Annotated in this window: 15 protein-coding genes and 1 pseudogene; 8 read left to right on the forward strand and 8 right to left on the reverse strand. The window is 44.2% G+C overall.

Annotation, left to right across the window (positions count from 1 at the left end; all coding sequences use genetic code 11):
• The 4 genes from ACQ86K_RS32455 to ACQ86K_RS32470 are packed head-to-tail and all read left to right on the forward strand — an operon-like array spanning position 1 to position 4,699.
• Positions 1 to 963 (forward strand): ABC transporter ATP-binding protein, encoded by a 963-nt coding sequence (locus tag ACQ86K_RS32455; protein ID WP_091173379.1) that lies wholly within the window; start codon positions 1 to 3, stop codon positions 961 to 963.
• Positions 956 to 2,527, forward strand: a complete 1,572-nt coding sequence (locus ACQ86K_RS32460) for an ABC transporter permease/substrate-binding protein (RefSeq protein WP_091173383.1) — start codon at positions 956 to 958, stop codon at positions 2,525 to 2,527. Before ACQ86K_RS32455 ends, ACQ86K_RS32460 begins: the two co-directional genes overlap by 8 nt.
• A gap of 5 nt (positions 2,528 to 2,532) precedes the next feature.
• Positions 2,533 to 3,684 (forward strand): ergothioneine biosynthesis protein EgtB, encoded by a 1,152-nt coding sequence (egtB, locus tag ACQ86K_RS32465; protein ID WP_091173387.1) that lies wholly within the window; start codon positions 2,533 to 2,535, stop codon positions 3,682 to 3,684.
• A gap of 25 nt (positions 3,685 to 3,709) precedes the next feature.
• Positions 3,710 to 4,699 (forward strand): L-histidine N(alpha)-methyltransferase, encoded by a 990-nt coding sequence (locus ACQ86K_RS32470; protein ID WP_091173391.1) that lies wholly within the window; start codon positions 3,710 to 3,712, stop codon positions 4,697 to 4,699.
• Between the two features lie 92 nt (positions 4,700 to 4,791).
• Here ACQ86K_RS32470 and ACQ86K_RS32475 read toward each other — a convergent pair whose 3' ends face one another.
• Positions 4,792 to 5,097: a hypothetical protein gene (locus ACQ86K_RS32475; RefSeq protein ID WP_431199458.1), complete on the reverse strand. Its 306-nt coding sequence runs from the start codon at positions 5,095 to 5,097 to the stop codon at positions 4,792 to 4,794.
• A complete protein-coding gene (locus ACQ86K_RS32480; RefSeq protein ID WP_431199459.1) occupies positions 5,063 to 5,614 on the reverse strand; it encodes a phytanoyl-CoA dioxygenase family protein in 552 nt (183 codons plus the stop codon). The genes ACQ86K_RS32475 and ACQ86K_RS32480 overlap by 35 nt, the downstream gene beginning before the upstream one ends.
• A gap of 123 nt (positions 5,615 to 5,737) precedes the next feature.
• On the opposite strand from ACQ86K_RS32480, the gene ACQ86K_RS32485 reads away from it, so the two are divergent.
• Positions 5,738 to 6,631, forward strand: a complete 894-nt coding sequence (locus tag ACQ86K_RS32485) for an AraC family transcriptional regulator (protein WP_090533677.1) — start codon at positions 5,738 to 5,740, stop codon at positions 6,629 to 6,631.
• Positions 6,632 to 6,693: 62 nt separating this feature from the next.
• Here ACQ86K_RS32485 and ACQ86K_RS32490 read toward each other — a convergent pair whose 3' ends face one another.
• Genes ACQ86K_RS32490 through ACQ86K_RS32505 form a run of 4 tightly spaced genes read right to left on the reverse strand, consistent with a single transcriptional unit; the run spans position 6,694 to position 9,377 of the window.
• Positions 6,694 to 7,350, reverse strand: coding sequence for a response regulator transcription factor (locus ACQ86K_RS32490; RefSeq protein ID WP_091173398.1), 657 nt, complete (start codon positions 7,348 to 7,350; stop codon positions 6,694 to 6,696).
• Positions 7,351 to 7,401: 51 nt separating this feature from the next.
• On the reverse strand, positions 7,402 to 8,247 hold the full coding sequence (locus tag ACQ86K_RS32495) for a sensor histidine kinase (RefSeq protein ID WP_143020853.1): 846 nt from the start codon (positions 8,245 to 8,247) through the stop codon (positions 7,402 to 7,404).
• Positions 8,223 to 8,870, reverse strand: coding sequence for a hypothetical protein (locus tag ACQ86K_RS32500; RefSeq protein ID WP_091173405.1), 648 nt, complete (start codon positions 8,868 to 8,870; stop codon positions 8,223 to 8,225). Before ACQ86K_RS32500 ends, ACQ86K_RS32495 begins: the two co-directional genes overlap by 25 nt.
• 18 nt (positions 8,871 to 8,888) lie before the next feature.
• Positions 8,889 to 9,377 carry a hypothetical protein gene (locus tag ACQ86K_RS32505; RefSeq protein ID WP_091173409.1) on the reverse strand — a complete coding sequence of 163 codons (489 nt, stop codon included), beginning with the start codon at positions 9,375 to 9,377 and terminating at the stop codon, positions 8,889 to 8,891.
• A 355-nt stretch (positions 9,378 to 9,732) separates the two neighbouring features.
• Here ACQ86K_RS32505 and ACQ86K_RS32510 point away from each other — a divergent pair, with 355 nt between their 5' ends.
• The 3 genes from ACQ86K_RS32510 to ACQ86K_RS32520 all read left to right on the forward strand — a co-directional run bounded on the left by ACQ86K_RS32510 (position 9,733) and on the right by ACQ86K_RS32520 (position 12,788).
• A complete protein-coding gene (locus tag ACQ86K_RS32510) occupies positions 9,733 to 10,668 on the forward strand; it encodes a hypothetical protein (protein WP_091173412.1) in 936 nt (311 codons plus the stop codon).
• A gap of 282 nt (positions 10,669 to 10,950) precedes the next feature.
• Positions 10,951 to 11,979, forward strand: a complete 1,029-nt coding sequence (locus ACQ86K_RS32515) for a hypothetical protein (protein WP_431199460.1) — start codon at positions 10,951 to 10,953, stop codon at positions 11,977 to 11,979.
• Positions 11,976 to 12,788 carry a hypothetical protein gene (locus tag ACQ86K_RS32520; protein ID WP_431199461.1) on the forward strand — a complete coding sequence of 271 codons (813 nt, stop codon included), beginning with the start codon at positions 11,976 to 11,978 and terminating at the stop codon, positions 12,786 to 12,788. Before ACQ86K_RS32515 ends, ACQ86K_RS32520 begins: the two co-directional genes overlap by 4 nt.
• Positions 12,789 to 12,890: 102 nt before the next feature.
• Here the strand turns inward: ACQ86K_RS32520 and ACQ86K_RS32525 are convergent, their stop codons facing one another.
• Complete coding sequence (locus ACQ86K_RS32525) at positions 12,891 to 13,847, reverse strand: methylenetetrahydrofolate reductase (protein WP_091173421.1); 957 nt, start codon at positions 13,845 to 13,847, stop codon at positions 12,891 to 12,893.
• 227 nt (positions 13,848 to 14,074) lie between these two features.
• Positions 14,075 to 17,778, reverse strand: a pseudogene (metH, locus tag ACQ86K_RS32530) (methionine synthase).
• Positions 17,779 to 17,861: the final 83 nt, after the last annotated feature.

The following is a 17,861-nucleotide window of genomic DNA, read 5'->3' on the forward strand; positions in this document are numbered from 1 at the left end:
ATGATCAAGGTTGATAAGGTAAGCAAATATTTTGGTGGGGTTAAAGCAGTTGATGGGGTATCTTTCGAGGTAGGGGAGCAGGAGAACCTCATTTTGTTGGGCACCAGCGGCTGCGGTAAAACCACCACGCTAAAAATGATCAACCGGCTTATTGAGCCAACCAAAGGCAGTATTTACATTCATGGTAAAAACATCATGGAGCAGCAGCCTGAAATCCTGCGCCGCGGAATTGGCTACGTATTGCAAAATAATGGCTTGTTTCCGCATTATACGGTTGCTCAAAATATAGCGGTTGTTCCTAACTTATTAAAATGGGATAAGCAGAAAACTGAAAAGCGCACGGCCGAGCTAATGGAAAAACTCCACCTCGATGCTTCGTATCTGAATATTTACCCTAACGAACTGAGCGGTGGCCAGCAGCAGCGCATTGGCCTGGCCAGAGCATTGGTTTCGGACCCGCCGGTGCTGTTGATGGATGAGCCCTTCGGGGCGTTGGACAATGTTACCCGATCAAAAATCCACGCCGAATTTAAGGCACTTGATGAGCTTAAGCGTAAAACCATCATCATGGTAACGCACGATGTACAGGAAGCTTTTGAATTGGGCGACAGGATCTGCCTGATGGATAAAGGAAAAATTGTACAGTCGGGCACACCTGCTCAATTGCTTTTTAATCCTGTCAATGATTTTGTAAAGGATTTTCTGAAACATCAGCGGTTGCAGCTGGAATTTAAGGCGATTAAACTGATTGACCTTTGGGAGTTGTTACCAGAGTTGAACAAAGAAGCAAAAGCTTCGTCATTTGAAGCTGGTATTAACCTGTGGGAAGCCCTGGAGAGTTTTAAATTTAATAACGGCGAAACCATTAATATCAGCAAAGATCAAAACCAGATTAAAACTGTAAGCTTTGAACAACTGATGACGGCCTTTTATCAATATAAAAACCATCAGGCCCATGAATGAGCAACAGCAAACTTTATGGCAGTTTATACAGCAGCAGGCCGGCAAGTTGCAGGAACAAACACTGCAGCATATCGGGCTTACTTTTATTTCGTTGTGTATAGCTGTATTGGTTGGCTTGCCGCTGGGCATTCTTATTGTTCGTAAAAAACAATTCGCCGGTGTAGTTTTAGGTATTGCAGGTGTATTGCAAACAATTCCCAGTATAGCGTTGCTTGGTTTCATGATCCCGCTTTTAGGGATTGGTCCTAAGCCAGCCATTGTTGCATTATTGCTATACGCACTTCTACCCATTATCCGCAACACCTACACGGGCATTTTAGGGGTTGATGCGGCCGTTAAAGAAGCTGCTGTTGCTATGGGGATGAGCAAATGGCAAATACTGTTTAAGGTAGAATTGCCCCTGGCTATGCCGGTAATATTTGCGGGCATCCGTACCGCTACGGTGATCAACGTTGGCGTGGCAACACTGGCCTCGCTCATTGCAGCCGGTGGTTTGGGCGAGTTTATTTTCGGTGGGATCTCACTTAATAATACCAACATGATCCTGGCAGGAGCAATCCCATCGGCCTTGCTTGCTGTTATTTTTGATTTATTACTGTCGATGGTGCAGAAGGTCAGCTTTAAAAAGCTTAAACGGGTGGTATATGCTTTTCCGGTATTGCTGATTGTTTTATGCCTGTTCTATATCATCCCGGCAAAATCAGAAGGAAGGCTTACCGCGGGTTTTACGCCCGAGTTTATGGGCAGGCAGGACGGCGACCTCGGCCTTAGGAGCAAATATGGCTTAAAGATCCATACTATCGTAATCAGTGATGCTGTAATGTATAAAGCTGCGTTTGAGAAGCATCTCGACGTGATCAGCGGATACTCAACCGATGGCAGGCTAAAAGCTTACGATTTGGTTGTGCTGGATGATGATAAGCACATTTTTCCGCCATACTATGCGGCGCCAATTGTTCGCGATGATGCCCTGAAAAAATTTCCTGACCTTGAGCCGACATTAAATCTGCTTTCGGGCAAAATAAATGATTCAGTCATGACGGTTTTAAATTACCGTACCGACTATCTTCACCAAAGCCCCGAGCGCGTTGCAAAGGATTTTTTGGTTGCCAATAAATTATGGCGACCGGAACGGGGCGGGAACGATGGTATAGTGCGGATAGGTTCAAAGATATTTGGTGAACAATACATCCTGGCTAATATGTACAGCATGCTGATAAAGGGTTATACAGATCATGAGGTATCAACCAAAACAGGCCTTGGCGGCACCAAAATTTGCTTTGACGCGCTAACCAATAACCAGATAGATTTTTACCCAGAATACACGGGGACGGGTTTGCTGGCTATTTTACAGGCATCGCCAAAAACGGTTAATGAGGTAACAGTAAACAGGGATAGCACATACAATTATGTACAACGCCAGTTTGAAAGCAGGTATCAAATTAAATGGCTTAAACCCATTGGTTTTAACAATGCTTACGCTTTAATGATGAGGCAGCAGCAGGCCAGGAAATTGGGGATTAAAACAATTTCAAACTTAAAACAGTTTTTGGATAAGAAATAACATCGATGGATTTAATAGCCCGGTACAAAGAGGTACGCCAACGTACAGAAAAAATTTGTTCGTATTTGCAAACGGAAGACTATGTGGTGCAGCCCGTAGTGGACGTTAGTCCGCCTAAATGGCACATTGGTCACGTTACCTGGTTTTTTGAAACGTTCATCCTTAAGCCCTACTTCATGGGTTACAAGGAATATAATCCTGATTATAATTACGTTTTTAACAGTTACTACGAAACTGTTGGCACGCGCGTGATCCGTACAGATCGTGGTAACTTAAGCCGCCCAACGGTTATTGAAATTTACAGTTACCGTAAATATGTTGACGAGGCCATGGAGGGCTTTTTATGCGGCGAAGTAGGTGACGATGTTAAAGAACTCCTTATTCTCGGTTTTAACCACGAAGAGCAGCACCAGGAACTTTTAATGACGGATATTAAATACATCCTGGGCCATAATCCGCTGTTTCCTGCCTATAATAAAAATTACGCTGCCCCCCGTATTGATGAAGGGGAGGGTGATGCTTTTATCAGCATGGATGAAGGCATTTATGAAATAGGTTTTACCGGCGATGGATTTTGTTTCGATAATGAGCTTAACCGGCATAAAGTATACCTCAATGCTTATGAAATAAGCCCCAAACTGGTAACCAATGCCGAATACCTGGAATTTATTAACAGCGGCGGTTATCATGATTTCCGGCACTGGCATGCCGAAGGCTGGGATTGGGTGAAAACCAATAAAGTAGAAGCGCCTTTGTATTGGCATTTGATAGATAATGAATGGCATAACTATACCTATCACGGTTTAGAGCCACTTCATTTGAAAGATCCGGTTACCCATATCAGCTATTTTGAAGCCTATGCTTACGCTTCGTGGAAGGGCTTGCGTTTGCCGACCGAGTTTGAGTGGGAAGCTGCCTCTTCAAAATTTAACTGGGGGCGCCGCTGGGAGTGGACAGAAAGTTCCTACCTGCCTTACCCGGGTTTTGCCAAGGCGCCGGGTGCCATAGGCGAATACAATGGCAAGTTTATGGTTAACCAGAAAGTTTTGCGCGGCGCGTCAGAAGTTACACCTCCGGGTCATAGTCGTGCAACTTATCGCAATTTTTTTCAGACAAATTTACGATGGCAATTTACTGGCATAAGACTTGCGAGGTAAATTGACACAAAACACCACCACATCTATGAACCAAGCCTTTACACCCACAGCCGTAAATTGTGACATAAGCGCCGAAAACAGGCAGTTTTATGCCGACGTTGTAGCAGGGCTGCAGGCGGAGCCAAAGCATCTCAATTCAAAGTATTTTTATGATGCCAATGGCGATAAGCTGTTCCAGGAGCTCATGAACTGCCCTGAATACTATCCGACTAACTGCGAACTGGAGATCTTTTCAGAAAAAACCGCTGAAATCTGCGATGCGCTGATTGCTGATGGCGATGCTTTTGACCTGATAGAACTTGGTGCTGGTGATGCCACAAAATCCTCTTACCTGCTTAAATATCTGCTGGATAAAAAGGCTGATTTTACTTATTTGCCTATTGATATCTCAGATAATGTAATATCATACCTCAACATAACGCTGCCCGTAACCTTGCCAGGTTTAAAGATCACCGGACTTAACGGTGAATATTTTGAAATGCTGAATAAGGCTGCAGCTATTTCACCAAGGCGTAAAGTGGTGCTGTTTTTAGGTTCAAACATCGGCAATATGCCACTTGATGGGGCTATAGAGTTTTGTCGTGAGCTAAGGAATAACCTATCAGAAGGGGATATGGTGTTAATTGGCATGGACCTGAAAAAAGACCCGCGCGTTATTCTTGCTGCTTATAATGACAAAGATGGTATTACCCGCGAGTTTAATCTCAACCTGTTACGCCGCATTAACCGCGAGCTGCATGCTAATTTTGATATAAGCAAGTTTGAACATTATCCAACCTACGATCCTGAAACCGGGGCGTGCAAAAGCTACCTCATCAGTTTGCAAGATCAGCAGGTAAGCATCGGCAACGAAAAAATAGATTTCAAGAAGGATGAATACATCTATATGGAGATATCCCAAAAGTTTACCCTTATGCAAACCGATCAGATAGCCATAAACACAGGCTTTCAACCGGTAGGCCAGTTTTTTGATACCAAAAAATGGTTTATTGATGCGGTTTGGGTGGCAGCGTGACCGTTGATTGATAATGATTACGTTGATTTCGCTGATGCTTTAACATGTTCATACGATCAACGTAATCAGTGCAATCAAAAATCATCAGCGGTTCAGAGCACCTTCGGGTTCAACTCCGAATCAATCAGCCCGCCGATAGGCTTACCCATAAGCCATTTTTGATGATCATTTTTTTGCCATTCGTTTTTGTAAGGGGTGACGCGGGCGCCATCGGCTACATAAATGATGGTCATGATCTCGCGCATTTTGTCTGAGTTGTTGCCGGGAGCATTGTGGATGGTGAAGCCCCGGTGCCAGGTTGCGTCGCCAGCCTTCATGGTTTTGGCGCGGGTTATTTCAAACCCTTTCTCTTTCACATATTCGTCAAACGCCGATTCCGATTCTGTCAGAAATTTCATGGTTAAATACAGCGCCATTAACGTATGAACCCGAGGCAAAGGTCAGCATACCCATGTTTACATCAATATCAACCAGGGGCATCCAGAGGGTTACCGTATTGTTGGTATCGATGGGCCAGTAATATTGGTCCTGGTGCCATGGGGTAGGGCCGCCGCCGGGTTCTTTAAAGAGTGCCTGGTCGTGATAGATACGCACATTTTCAACTCCCATGAGGTCGGCGGCAATTTTGGCCAGGCGTTTGGCCATTACAAAGGTTTTAACATCTTCATCAACCTGCCAAAGGTTCATGATCTGCAAAAAGGCTTTACCATAAGTATCGCGCTCTTCCAGTTTGCGCTTTTCGGTGTTGTACCTGTCGGCCGCGCCAACAATTACGGGGCGATAGGCAGCAATTTCATCTTTTGTAAGCACTTCGTGTACAAGGGTATGGCCTTTTTCACGAAATTCATTAATATTGTGGTTGGATAGTTTTATAAAATTATCAAGTGACGGTAAATGAGCGATCTGTGTATCCATAGTTTTTAGGTTTATATTTCAAAGTAAGGTTAACTTTAGTTGAAAAAAATGAAATGAATGGTACATTTATGGATGATTTTATCCGTAATTTGAATTAGAATTTTATTTACGTTAAAATATGCAATGATAAAAGCGTCGTACGAAGTTCTTCAACCTACAAATACGCAGTCATTTCTGGTACGGAAATTTGATAAGCTGGCATTTGATGCCCCTTATCATTTTCATGAAGAATATGAATTAACGTGTATCATCAGCGGCACCGGCAAACGCTATGTTGGCAGCCACATGGAAGATTTTGCGTCCGGCGATCTGGTGTTGCTTGGTTCTAACCTGCCGCATTGCTGGAAACTTGAACCCAATGAAACAGTGCTTCGCGAGGCAAGCGCGGTGGTGATCCAGTTTAATGATGCTTTTTTGGGCGAGGAGTTTTTTAACAAATTTGAGCTTCAGCTTATCAAAAAACTTTTTCAGCAAAGCGGTTGCGGAGTGTCATTTTATGGCGAAACGCGTGCCGAAGTTAACAAACTACTGCTTAGCCTGGTTGAAGAGAAAAGTAATTTCAGGATGCTGATAGGTTTGCTCGAGATCCTGCACCGTATGGCTTCATCAGAAGAGTACGTGCTGCTCGATCAGAACCGCATTATTGGCGAGCGCTCAAATACCGAGCGTGAGCGTATTAACCCGGTATTTGCTTACCTGGTTGAAAATTTCAGAAAACATGTATCATTAGATAAAGCGGCCGGTATTGCCAATATGACCCCGAATGCTTTTTGCAAATACTTTAAAAAAGTTACCCGCAAAACATTCATGGAAACTATAATTGAGTATCGCCTTAATTATGCCATACAGCAACTGGTGCAAACAGATAAGCCTATTTCAGAGATCTCCTATGAGAGTGGCTTTGGCGATGTATCGCACTTTTATAAAATGTTTAAAGCCAAAATGAACCTCAGCCCACTTAACTACCGCAAAAGGTTTATGCGCAACCTGGCCGGCGATAAAAAGTTGTCGGCGTAGTTGTTACTAAGTCCAACGTCAGAAGTCCGAAAGTTCCCTTTTCTATAGCTTAGTACCAATGGTTACGTGACGTTAATAATACCACGCTTAATAGCGTAAATAACCAACCCTACTAAATTTTTCGATCCGGTTTTTTCAAACAGCCTTGCGCGGTAACCTTCAACCGTGCGCACACTCAGGAAAATTTTATCTGCTATCTCCTGGTTGGAGCACTCCTGGCAAACCAGTTTAAGCACTTCAATTTCGCGCTCGTTAAGGTCGGTTTTGTTATTGGGGATATTATCGGCGTGGTCGTTACCTACCAGCTGTTTGATGAGCGTTATAGAAAGATGCTCATTAAAATAAAAACCTTTGTTATAAACGGTTGATACAGCCTCGATGATCTCTTCCGGTTCGGCGTTTTTAAGCAGGTAGCCCGACGCGCCGGCTTTCATCATATCCACAATGTATTTGTCTTCATTAAACATGGATAACGCCAGGATCTTAATGTCCTTAAAATGCTGATGGACATAGGTGGCGGTTTGGATGCCGTCCATTTCGGGCATTTTAATATCCATCAATATAACATCGGGGGTTTTGTCGGTCAATAAGCCTATCAGCTCTTTGCCGTTCGAAGCTTCGAGTACCAGCTCAAAACCTCCGCAATCTTCAAGGGTAGCTTTTAAACCATTTCTGAAAATTTTATGGTCGTCTACTATACCTAATTTAATTGGGCCCATAGGTTGTTAACAAGATTCAAATTATCAATAAATATAAACTATTGATTTTAACTATGCTACTTTTAATTTAATGATACTGATTGCCCCGCTAAGCGGTTTGCTGTACGTATTTATTTCGCCATTAATGAGTTGCACGCGGCTTTGTAAATTTTTAAGACCAAAGCCCTGCTTAACATCGCCCATATTAAAGCCTTTGCCGTTATCCTTAAACTCCATAATGAGGTAACCGGCTTGTAAGGCCATATTAAGGTTTATGACCGTAGCTTCCGAGTGTTTGATAGCATTACCAAACAACTCCTGGGCTATGCGGTACAGTGCCAGTTCAATTTCATTAGAGAAGCGCTTGTCGGCAAAATTTTTAGTGAAATTAACTTTGATATGGGTGTTGTTTTCCACCTTGGTACACAGCGCCTCAACAGCAATCAGCAATCCATAGTCGGTAAGTATAGGAGGCAGGACGTTTTGTATAATGTTCCTGATCTCCTGGATGCACTCATCGGCCAGTTTGCGGGTATCTATCAGCAGGGGTTGGCTTACCTCGCTCACGCAATTTTTGTCCAGCCGGTGCAGGTTAAGCTTGATTGCCGAAAGCACCTGCCCAACGCTGTCGTGCAGGTCTTCGGCCAGGCGTCTGCGCTCACTTTCCTGGGTTTCAAAAACAGCGTTCATTAAATCTGTTTGCCGTGCATCATGCATGGCGCGTAACTCTGCCTGGTTTTTTAGCATCCTTCGCTGGTAAATAATCACGAAGAAAAATAAAAAGCCGATCAATATAACAACTACGAGTGTCCCGATGATGAGTACCGGGATTAAGCCATTTTGGGTTATCTCTAAAATAAGGCTGTTATACATGATCATAATATGCAAACCTGCTATGCCTTTTTTTGTGGCTTGCAAAGTAATGCAACAGAGTATATTAGATTCGTAATAATATTAGTTATGCTAAAGATAACATAATAATCTGCTTTATCCTTATCAGGTATCTTGCTAAAAAGCATAAATAAAAAGATATTGACTGCTGAGTAAAATAGCACGCCTGAATTAAACCAAAATAAACCTTGTTTTTCAATATGAATAAAGGTTTGTGGATTTAAAAGCTGATAGAAGTATATAAGCGACAATACTATTAGTAAAAGACTTGATGCTGTATTCGAAACCGATGGATAATCGAAAGGATGCCTCGCATAATACAATACAATACTCATTGTCGAAGCTGCTAATATTAATGTTGTTATTTTCAGTATCGAATTTCTAAACAAATTATAGTAGATAATACCAAAGAAAATAATGCTAATTGTAACATAAACATGAAGTAATGGATTGGTGTTTAATGGATGTCCTGTATATGGTTTGAAAGCGAAAGCCAACCATTGACCAAAATCAAAAAGACTTGATATTAGCAAAAATAGTGACAATGTTTTCATTAGTCTATCCAACCCCTTGTAATTATAGGCAGCGGCCAATAGCGGGACAACGCCAGAAATTACTGATATTTTAGATAATAATAGGGCGACATCCATGGTGTTTAGGATAGATATCTAATCGTTTGTAAGTATATTTTGTGGGCATCCAGATGTTCCAGGGCATGGCATAGCCTGTTCACCAACAATATTGTCATTTTGGGCTGTCATGAGTGCGAAGGTTTGAACACCTTTGGCAGACTCTTTAGCCACTGCTGATTTATTGCCTGGAAGTTGATCTTCTCCATCAGCCGTTACCCCAGTGATTATAAAATGCTGCTGCCCGCTAACATTGGCGATAACAGATAAAAGGAAATTGCTTACAGAAACCCAAAACTTTTGCCAGCTATTAAGTTTTTGATCGTTGGCATAATAGATACGGATGCCCATGCAGCCATCTTGCTTTAATATGGTGTTTAATATTTCCTGTCCGAAAAATTGTGATATGATATCTTTTGGATTACGATGCCTGTGATTCTTTGTCCATTCGGCGGCCAGGTTGATATCAATCGGTGCGCCTTCTTTTCCGGTGATAGGTGATGAAGGTCTTCTTTCTTGTGTTTCCATAAAAAATAATAGCGTGTAGGGATTTTTTTGTATAAAACTAATACTAATAAGTATCTCTCTCAATGAGATGCCCCGGCCATATAGGTTATGATAGGTTTTTGGTTTGGTTTTATGTTGTTGGTTATTAATGAATTACAAATTATATGCGTTTTATTACCCGCGTATTATACGTATTTTTACGTATCAGAAACTGTAATCTTACGTGGCATGAAATTGCTGGTTATATAGGTCTTTTGCGCTTAAATAATCCTGTTTTTCAGGATGCAAAAAAGTTTTTAATATAATATCTGAATATGGATATTGTTTATTAAATTGCTTTTGATAATAATATCACAAAAACCTTAACCTCAATTTTATGAAACAAGAAATGCTAATTACACAGATCAGCCCTGATCAGGTAGGCGAGTTCATCAGCGAAAGCTTTTATCAAGAGTTAACCGAAAATTTTCAGCAAAAATTCCCTACAGAAGTTAAATCGGTAATGCTTAGCCGCACAGCTGTTGAAACTGTTTTAAGCGGCGAAAACGTATCCGGTATCAAGTTTATGAACGGCCTTGAAGATGCCAATGATCCTTCATCAAGAATGTTGATACTGATCCCCTGTAATTACACAGTAACTGCCAGTTTACCTAATTCCATTATCAACCAGCATGGTTTTATGACTAACACTGGTGAAGTTATTTCATTAGAAAGAACATGGCAGGTATTATTTAATCATGTATTGAATTTTAAAAAGCTTGATCCGACTATGGCTTATACACAAATTAACCGCGGATCGTTCATGGGAAGAGAAATATTAACCGAACTCGTATGTAGCACAAAAGTAAATAACTTGGTCTATCACTTCGGGCACAGTATTGATGCTGACTACTCTTATAAAGCAATTATACACCCTGAAAGCAATATGTTTTTAATAGGAGATCAATCATATCCGTGTCCAGGTTCAACAGGTTGCCCAACTACAGGCAAAGACCCATGCGCCCTTACCCGTATTACAACTACTATGTTAGGCACCGAAGCCGAAGGCCAGTTAAATACACTGCGCGCGTTCCGCGATAAAATACTAACCGATAAGTTTAGTGGTGTGGAAGTTGAGAAATATTACACCATTTCTGCATCGCTGCTGGAAGCTCTTGACAAAACACCAAACCAAGAGGCGATATTTAAAGGCCTGTACGATAAATATATTGCTACTTCGCTTAACGCGATAAACCAAAATGATGAGGAAACTGCTTTTGCCTTGTTCCAAGAAGCTATGCAGCACCTCACCGAAACGTATCTGTATCAATAACAACCTAAAATGTGATTGCAAAGCGTCTTTCCTATTTGGGAGGGCGCTTTTTTGTTATATACTTTCCCTTTAAACGTAATTCTACGTTTGGTTCATGTTGATGATACGCTTTTATATCACGTACAAGCACAGGCTATAATAGCGTACTGGCAACGTTGATTGCGCAGCCGTTTTACCCAAACTTTGACACAGCAAATGAGCTGGACATCAGCCTGCTTGCGGTGGAGTATGCTGAAAATCCAGTTTAAAGAGTAAGCCGGTACAAATACTAATCAAAAACTTATGAACTACATTATTAAAGGGAACCTTCGCGGTTTATTATGTTCAGATTGCGAACTGCCCGTTGCGGGTACATCGGTAAAAGTTTATCGCCCGTCCGATCAGCAAAATGAAACCCGGCTTGCTGTAGCCGATCCCAAACAAACCTTTCATCAGGTAAATGATGATGAACTGAAAGCCAAGGAACGGCTGTTCATCACCCAGGCCGATGTGCAGGAAAACGGCGATTTTACTATAGAAATCGATGGCGGCAAATCAGGCTATGAAGGCGGCAGTATTGATGTAGACTGGTATTGCGGCAACGTGCCTTTCAAAATTCCTTTGCCTAAAAAGGATCCGGCATTACAGTTCCACATTACTACGCTGCAACCCCTGTATAAAAGCAGCCAGGAAAGTGCTCAATATGCGAGATTTGATTATAAAATAGATGCCAAATGGTTTTGCCGTATCCTTACCCTGTTGGATATTTGGGTAGTTTGCGGTTATGTAAACGATTGTGAAACCCAAAAGCCAATCCCCGGTGTTAAAGTTTTTGCTTATGATGTAGACCTGCTGCAAGACGACTATTTGGGCAACGCCTATACCGATAACAACGGCAAGTTCACTATCGTATATCCTGGCGACAATTTTAGGAAAACCTTATTGCCATGGCTTAATGTAGAATGGCCTGCCGGACCTGATTATTATTTCAGGGTTGAAAGCTCATCTGGCACTGTATTGTTAGCGGAAGACCGCACCCGCGGCCGCCAAAACGACAGGCACAACGCCAATAACTGTTTCTGCGTAAAGCTGTGTATTAAAGGCGGCGGCATTATTACCAGCGATACACCATGGTTTACTTCGGTAGGGAATTTCAGCATTACATCTGATATCGACGGCAGCGGTAAAACCCTCATCAGCAAATTTGGAGCGGGTGGCACAGGTTACGGTTTCTTTGGTTCGGTTAAGCTGGGGGCTACGCCACCAAGAAAGTGCCCACCGCGCCGGCCAGCCCGCTTTATTACCGCTTTTTGTTTTCTACCGATAACGTGAACTTCAGCCCGGTAACCACCGCCCAGATGGAAACTACAGCCTTAAAAGTCGCCAGCCGGCAAATCACCTGGAATGGTACCACCGCATTTCAGGATGTAGTGATCGATATCAATCAACCGGCTTCTGTGCCCGATAGCGTACCGGTAGATAATTACCCTAACCCAATCCCGGATCATGTGCTGCACCCGGATGTTAACGGCTGGGTACGGGTTGACCAACCCGCGCTTGATAATGGCTTTTATGGCTCGTTGTTTTACTTAAACACAACTACCATCATCGGCGGCGGCGATGCCAGCGCCGGTTTAACGCCTGGTTTAGCTGTACCTGTGGCGGATCAGAAAAACGGCAGAATGTTATACATCCAATTTCAAACTACTGACGATCCGGCTAATCCAGGCTCGCCAAACCTGAATACCCAATCGCTTATCGGCAAAATCTATGTGAATAACTGGAACGAAGTGAACCTGCTGAAGCTGGAAGAGCTTTTTGCCGGCGGAGGCAGCGGCTGCACTCCGGTAAGCGGAACCGCCCATGCCGATTACACAGTTGATCATGAACTGATTGCCAGCTGGTCGCTGGGTGTATGGTCAAACGCTACGGGTACGGTCAGCGGTTTGCCCAGTGGCACAACTCCGCGCGGAGATGCTAAGAAATTTGACATGGCCTCGCCGTCACCATTTGTTTTAACTCCACCTTTTAGCGCATGGCCCTCATGCGCCTATAGCCTAACCCTGACAACCTATCGCAAATTAACCACCGGCGAAATTAACGACTGGGGAAAAACGAACCAGGTTATCTTTTGCAAGTAACCTGCATGTGAACGGGGGAAGAGGGTGCCGTTGCATGTCGGCGCCCTCTCATTTTATTAAATCTGGGCATGGTTAGCCTACAATCGACATTGTGAAAAGTTCTTAAAATATCGCCTCCGCAATCCTTTTAGTAGGCCCGGCGTTACTCATGGTATAAAAATGCAGTACCGGTGCGCCAAAAGCAATCAGTTCTTTACACTGGTTAATCATCCATTCAATACCTACCTCTTTTACATCCTTTTCGGTGGCACAGGCGTGGATAGCATCGCTCAGATCTTCCGGAATATCAATATGGAATGTCTTTGACAGCGTAACCAATTGTTTTGATGATGTGATCGGTTTCAGCCCCGGAATAATAGGCACATTGATACCGTTGGCCCGGCAACCATTTACAAACTCCTTGTATTTACCAATATCAAAAAACATCTGGGTTACAATGAACTGTGCACCCATTTCTACCTTTTGCTTCAGGTATTTAAAGTCGGTTTTAAGGTTCGGGGCTTCAAAATGCTTTTCGGGATAACCGGCTACGCCAATACAAAAGTTTGTTTTGGCTGTATTGCCATGGTCCTCATGCAAATAAATACCGTTGTTAAGGTTTACTACCTGCTGCAGCAAATCGGTAGCATAACAATGGCCATTAGGCGTAGGTACAAATGATGAATCGCCAAGGCGCGCATCGCCACGCAATACCAGTACGTTTTCGATACCTAAAAACTCTAATTCTATAAGGGCGTTCTCGGTTTCGTCTTTGGTAAAGCCGCCACAAAGCAGGTGGGGCACGGTATCAACCTTATACCTGTTCATGATAGCCGCGCAGATGGCAATAGTGCCCGGGCGTTTGCGGTACGATAGTTTCTCGAGCAAACCGCTTGGATGCTGCTTGTAAATAAAATCCTCGCGCAGGGTAGTAACATCAATAAACGGAGGTTTAAACTCCATCAGCGGATCAATAGCATTATAGATGCCCTGGATACTTTGCCCCTTTAAAGGCGGGATCAGTTCAAAAGAAAAGAGTGTTTTGCCATTGGCGTTTGCTATATGTTCAGGTATTTTCATTTGACCCCTAACCCCCAAGGGGGAATTTTTTTATTTAAGTTTTATAATTACAATTTAAGTTCCCCTCTTGAGAGGGGGCGCGGTGGAATTGTGTGTTGGCGGGGTGTATTATGTGGCGTTTATTTTTCGCTCCGTTAACACACCCCTCCACCCCTCTCAAGAGGGGAATCGCACAAGCCCTCGCTTTGTCGTTTCTTCCCTTACTCCCCCTTTAGGGGGCCGGGGGGCTAATAATTAATATTCGGCCCTAACCATCTTTCCACATCCTCCAATGGCATTTGTTTACGGATAGCATAATCCTCAACCTGATCCTTACTGATTTTACCCAAGCCAAAATATCTTGCCTGCGGATGTGCGAAGTAGAAACCGCTTACCGATGCGGCCGGCAGCATGGCCAGGCTTTCGGTTAGGTGCATGTTTGCGTTGTCTTCTGCTTTTAGTAATTCAAACAAGGTGGTTTTTTCGGTATGGTCCGGACAGGCCGGATAACCCGGTGCCGGACGGATGCCCTGGTACTCTTCCTTGATCAGGTCGGCATTGCTTAGCTGTTCGCCTTTGGCATAGCCCCAGTATTCCTTACGTACCAGTTCGTGCATTTTTTCGGCAAAAGCTTCGGCAAGGCGGTCGGCAAGGGCTTTGGCCATAATGCTGTTATAGTCGTCATGGTCGGCCTCAAACTCAGCAACCAATTCATCACAACCTAAACCGGTTGTTACCGCAAAGCCGCCGAAATAATCAGGCACACCGCTTTCTTTTGGTGCGATAAAATCTGACAAGGCATAATACGGATCATTCTTCACCTTTTCGGCCTGCTGGCGTAAGGTATGGATGCGATTTAAAACTGTTGTGCGATTTTCATCGGTATATAATTCAATATCATCACCTACGGCATTGGCCGGCCAGAAGCCAATTACACCTTTTGCGGTGAACAGTTTCTGGTCAACAATACGTTTCATCAATACCTGCGCATCATCAAATAGTTTTTTGGCTTCAACGCCTACAAACTTATCGTCAAAGATCTTCGGATAGCTGCCGCGAAGTTCCCAGGTATGGAAAAACGGCGTCCAGTCGATATAAGGCAGCAACTCTTCCAGCGGGAAATTCTCAAATACTTTGGTGCCTGTAAACGCGGGTTTCGGCGCCACATCGCCATCCAGGCTAATCTGGAATTTACCGGCACGGGCTTCTTCGATAGTTACAAAACGCTTGTCCGATTTTTTGTTGGCATGTGCCTCGCGGGCTTTGGCATATTCATCCTTAATGCCCTGGATATAGGCATCCCGGTTGTCCTTGCTCATTAGATTGCTGCAAACGGTAACGCTGCGCGAAGCATCCAAAACGTGAATGGCAGCCCCGGAGTATTGCGGCGCTACTTTTACGGCAGCGTGAATGCGCGACGTTGTAGCACCACCAATGATTAGCGGAATGGTAAAACCTTCGCGTTCCATTTCCTTGGCAAAGTGCACCATTTCATCAAGCGATGGGGTGATTAAACCACTTAACCCAATGATATCAACGTTTTGCTTTTTAGCCTCTTCAATAATGCGTTGCGCGGGCACCATCACCCCAAGGTCAATCACCTCAAAGTTGTTACAAGCCAGCACTACGCCAACTATATTTTTGCCGATATCATGTACATCGCCTTTTACGGTGGCCATTAACACCTTGCCGGCGTTGGCGCGCTGATCGGCATTTACGTTGTTCTTTTTTCTTCCTCAATAAAAGGCAGTAGGTAAGCCACAGCCTTTTTCATTACACGGGCTGATTTTACCACTTGTGGTAAAAACATTTTACCGGCACCGAACAAGTCGCCTACGATATTCATACCGTCCATCAACGGACCTTCAATAACCTCAAGGGGTTTGCTGTAGGCCTGGCGGGCTTCCTCCACATCGTCGTCAAGGTATTCAACAATGCCTTTTACCAGCGAGTGGGAGAGGCGCTCCTGAACGGTGCCTTTGCGCCATTCTTCGTCGCGTACTACTTCTTTGCCTTTACTTTTGATGGTGTCGGCAAACTCAACCAGGCGCTCGGTAGCATCCGGGCGGCGGTTAAGGAGTACATCTTCTACAAGCTCCAAAAGGTTTTTCGGAATTTCCTCGTAAACCTCCAGCATCCCGGCATTTACAATACCCATATCCATACCCGCTTTAATAGCATGGTACAGGAAAGCCGAGTGCATAGCCTCGCGCACGGTATTATTACCCCTGAACGAGAATGAAATATTACTCACACCGCCGCTCACTTTAGCGTGCGGCAGGTTTTGCTTGATCCAGCGGGTAGCTTCAATAAAATCAACCGCGTAATTATTATGTTCTTCCAGGCCGGTAGCAACTGTTAAGATGTTTGGGTCGAAAATAATATCCTGCGGGGGAATCCTACTTCGTTCACCAGTATATCGTATGACCGTTTACAGATCTCGATCCGGCGCTCCAGTGAATCGGCCTGACCGGTTTCGTCAAAGGCCATTACAACGGTAGCAGCGCCATAGCTTAAGATTTTCCGGGCCTGTTCCTTAAATTTTTCTTCGCCCTCTTTAAGGGAGATAGAGTTCACGATACCTTTTCCCTGTACGCATTTTAAACCAGCCTCAATCACCGTCCATTTGGATGAGTCGATCATAATAGGCAGTTTGGCAATATCCGGTTCAGAAGCAACCAGGTTCAGGAATTTTACCATCACAGCCTCCGAATCAATCATGCCCTCATCCATGTTAATATCGATGACCTGCGCGCCGCCTTCTACCTGTTGCAGAGCAACACTTAGAGCTGCCTCATAATCTTCGGCGAGGATCAATTTGGAAAACTTTGGTGAACCGGTGATATTGGTACGCTCACCCACATTAACAAAAATGCTTTCGGGTTTTATGGTAACGGATTCCAAACCGCTCAGGCGCATGTCCGGCTCAATTTCCGGAATGGGGCGGGGCGGATATTTGGCAGCCTTATCGGCAATACATTTAATATGCTCGGGCGTGGTACCGCAGCACCCACCAACTATATTAACCAGGCCGGCTTTGATAAAATCGTCAACCTGATGAGCGGTTTCATGCGGAGTTTCATCGTATTGACCAAACTCGTTGGGTAAGCCGGCGTTTGGATAGGCCGAAATAAATACACCTGCCTTTTCAGAAAGCTCGGCAAGGTGCGGACGCATTTCCCGCGCACCCAAAGCGCAGTTTAGGCCTACTGATAGCAGGTTGGCATGGCTTATCGAGTTCCAGAAAGCTTCGACAGTTTGCCCTGAAAGGGTACGGCCTGAAGCATCGGTAATGGTTCCTGAGATCATGATCCCGCCCGAATTCCTGAAAGCAGGAAAATCCTTGCCTGCAGCTTTACACTCCTGCTCATAACGTTTTATGGCAAACAGGGCTGCTTTTGCATTCAGGGTATCAAATATGGTTTCAACCAATAACAGGTGCGAACCACCGTCAACCAAACCGCGTACCTGGTCATAGTAGGCCTCGGCCAGATCATCAAAGGTAACGGCGCGATATCCGGGGTCGTTAACGTCTGGCGATAAGGAAGCAGTACGGTTGGTTGGCCCGATGGCACCGGCAACAAAGCGCGGCTTTTCGGGGGTGCGCCGGGTATATCTCGTCGGCTACTTCGCGGGCAATGCGTGCACCCTCGTAGCTTAGTTCATAAGCCAGTTCTTCCAGGTGATAATCGGCAAGGGAAATTACCTGTGTGCTGAAAGTGTTAGTTTCAATGATATCCGCACCGGCATCCAGGTATTCGGCATGGATGGCTTTGATAATATCAGGGCGCGTGATATTGAGCAGGTCGTTATTGCCCTGCAGGTCGCTATGATGATCGCGAAAACGCTCGCCACGAAAATCCTTCTCCGTGAGCTGGTACCTTTGAATCATGGTACCCATTGCTCCGTCAATCACCAGGATGCGTTTCTGTAATTCTTTTCTAATGTCCATTTTTTGAGATGTGAGATATGAGATATAAGATGTGAGACCTTGGCAAAAAGTCTTTGCCAGATCCTTAAATCTTTAATCCCATA

Origin of the sequence: Mucilaginibacter sp. P19 (genome assembly GCF_050632265.1) — a bacterium.
GTDB classification, from domain to species: domain Bacteria; phylum Bacteroidota; class Bacteroidia; order Sphingobacteriales; family Sphingobacteriaceae; genus Mucilaginibacter; species Mucilaginibacter gossypii.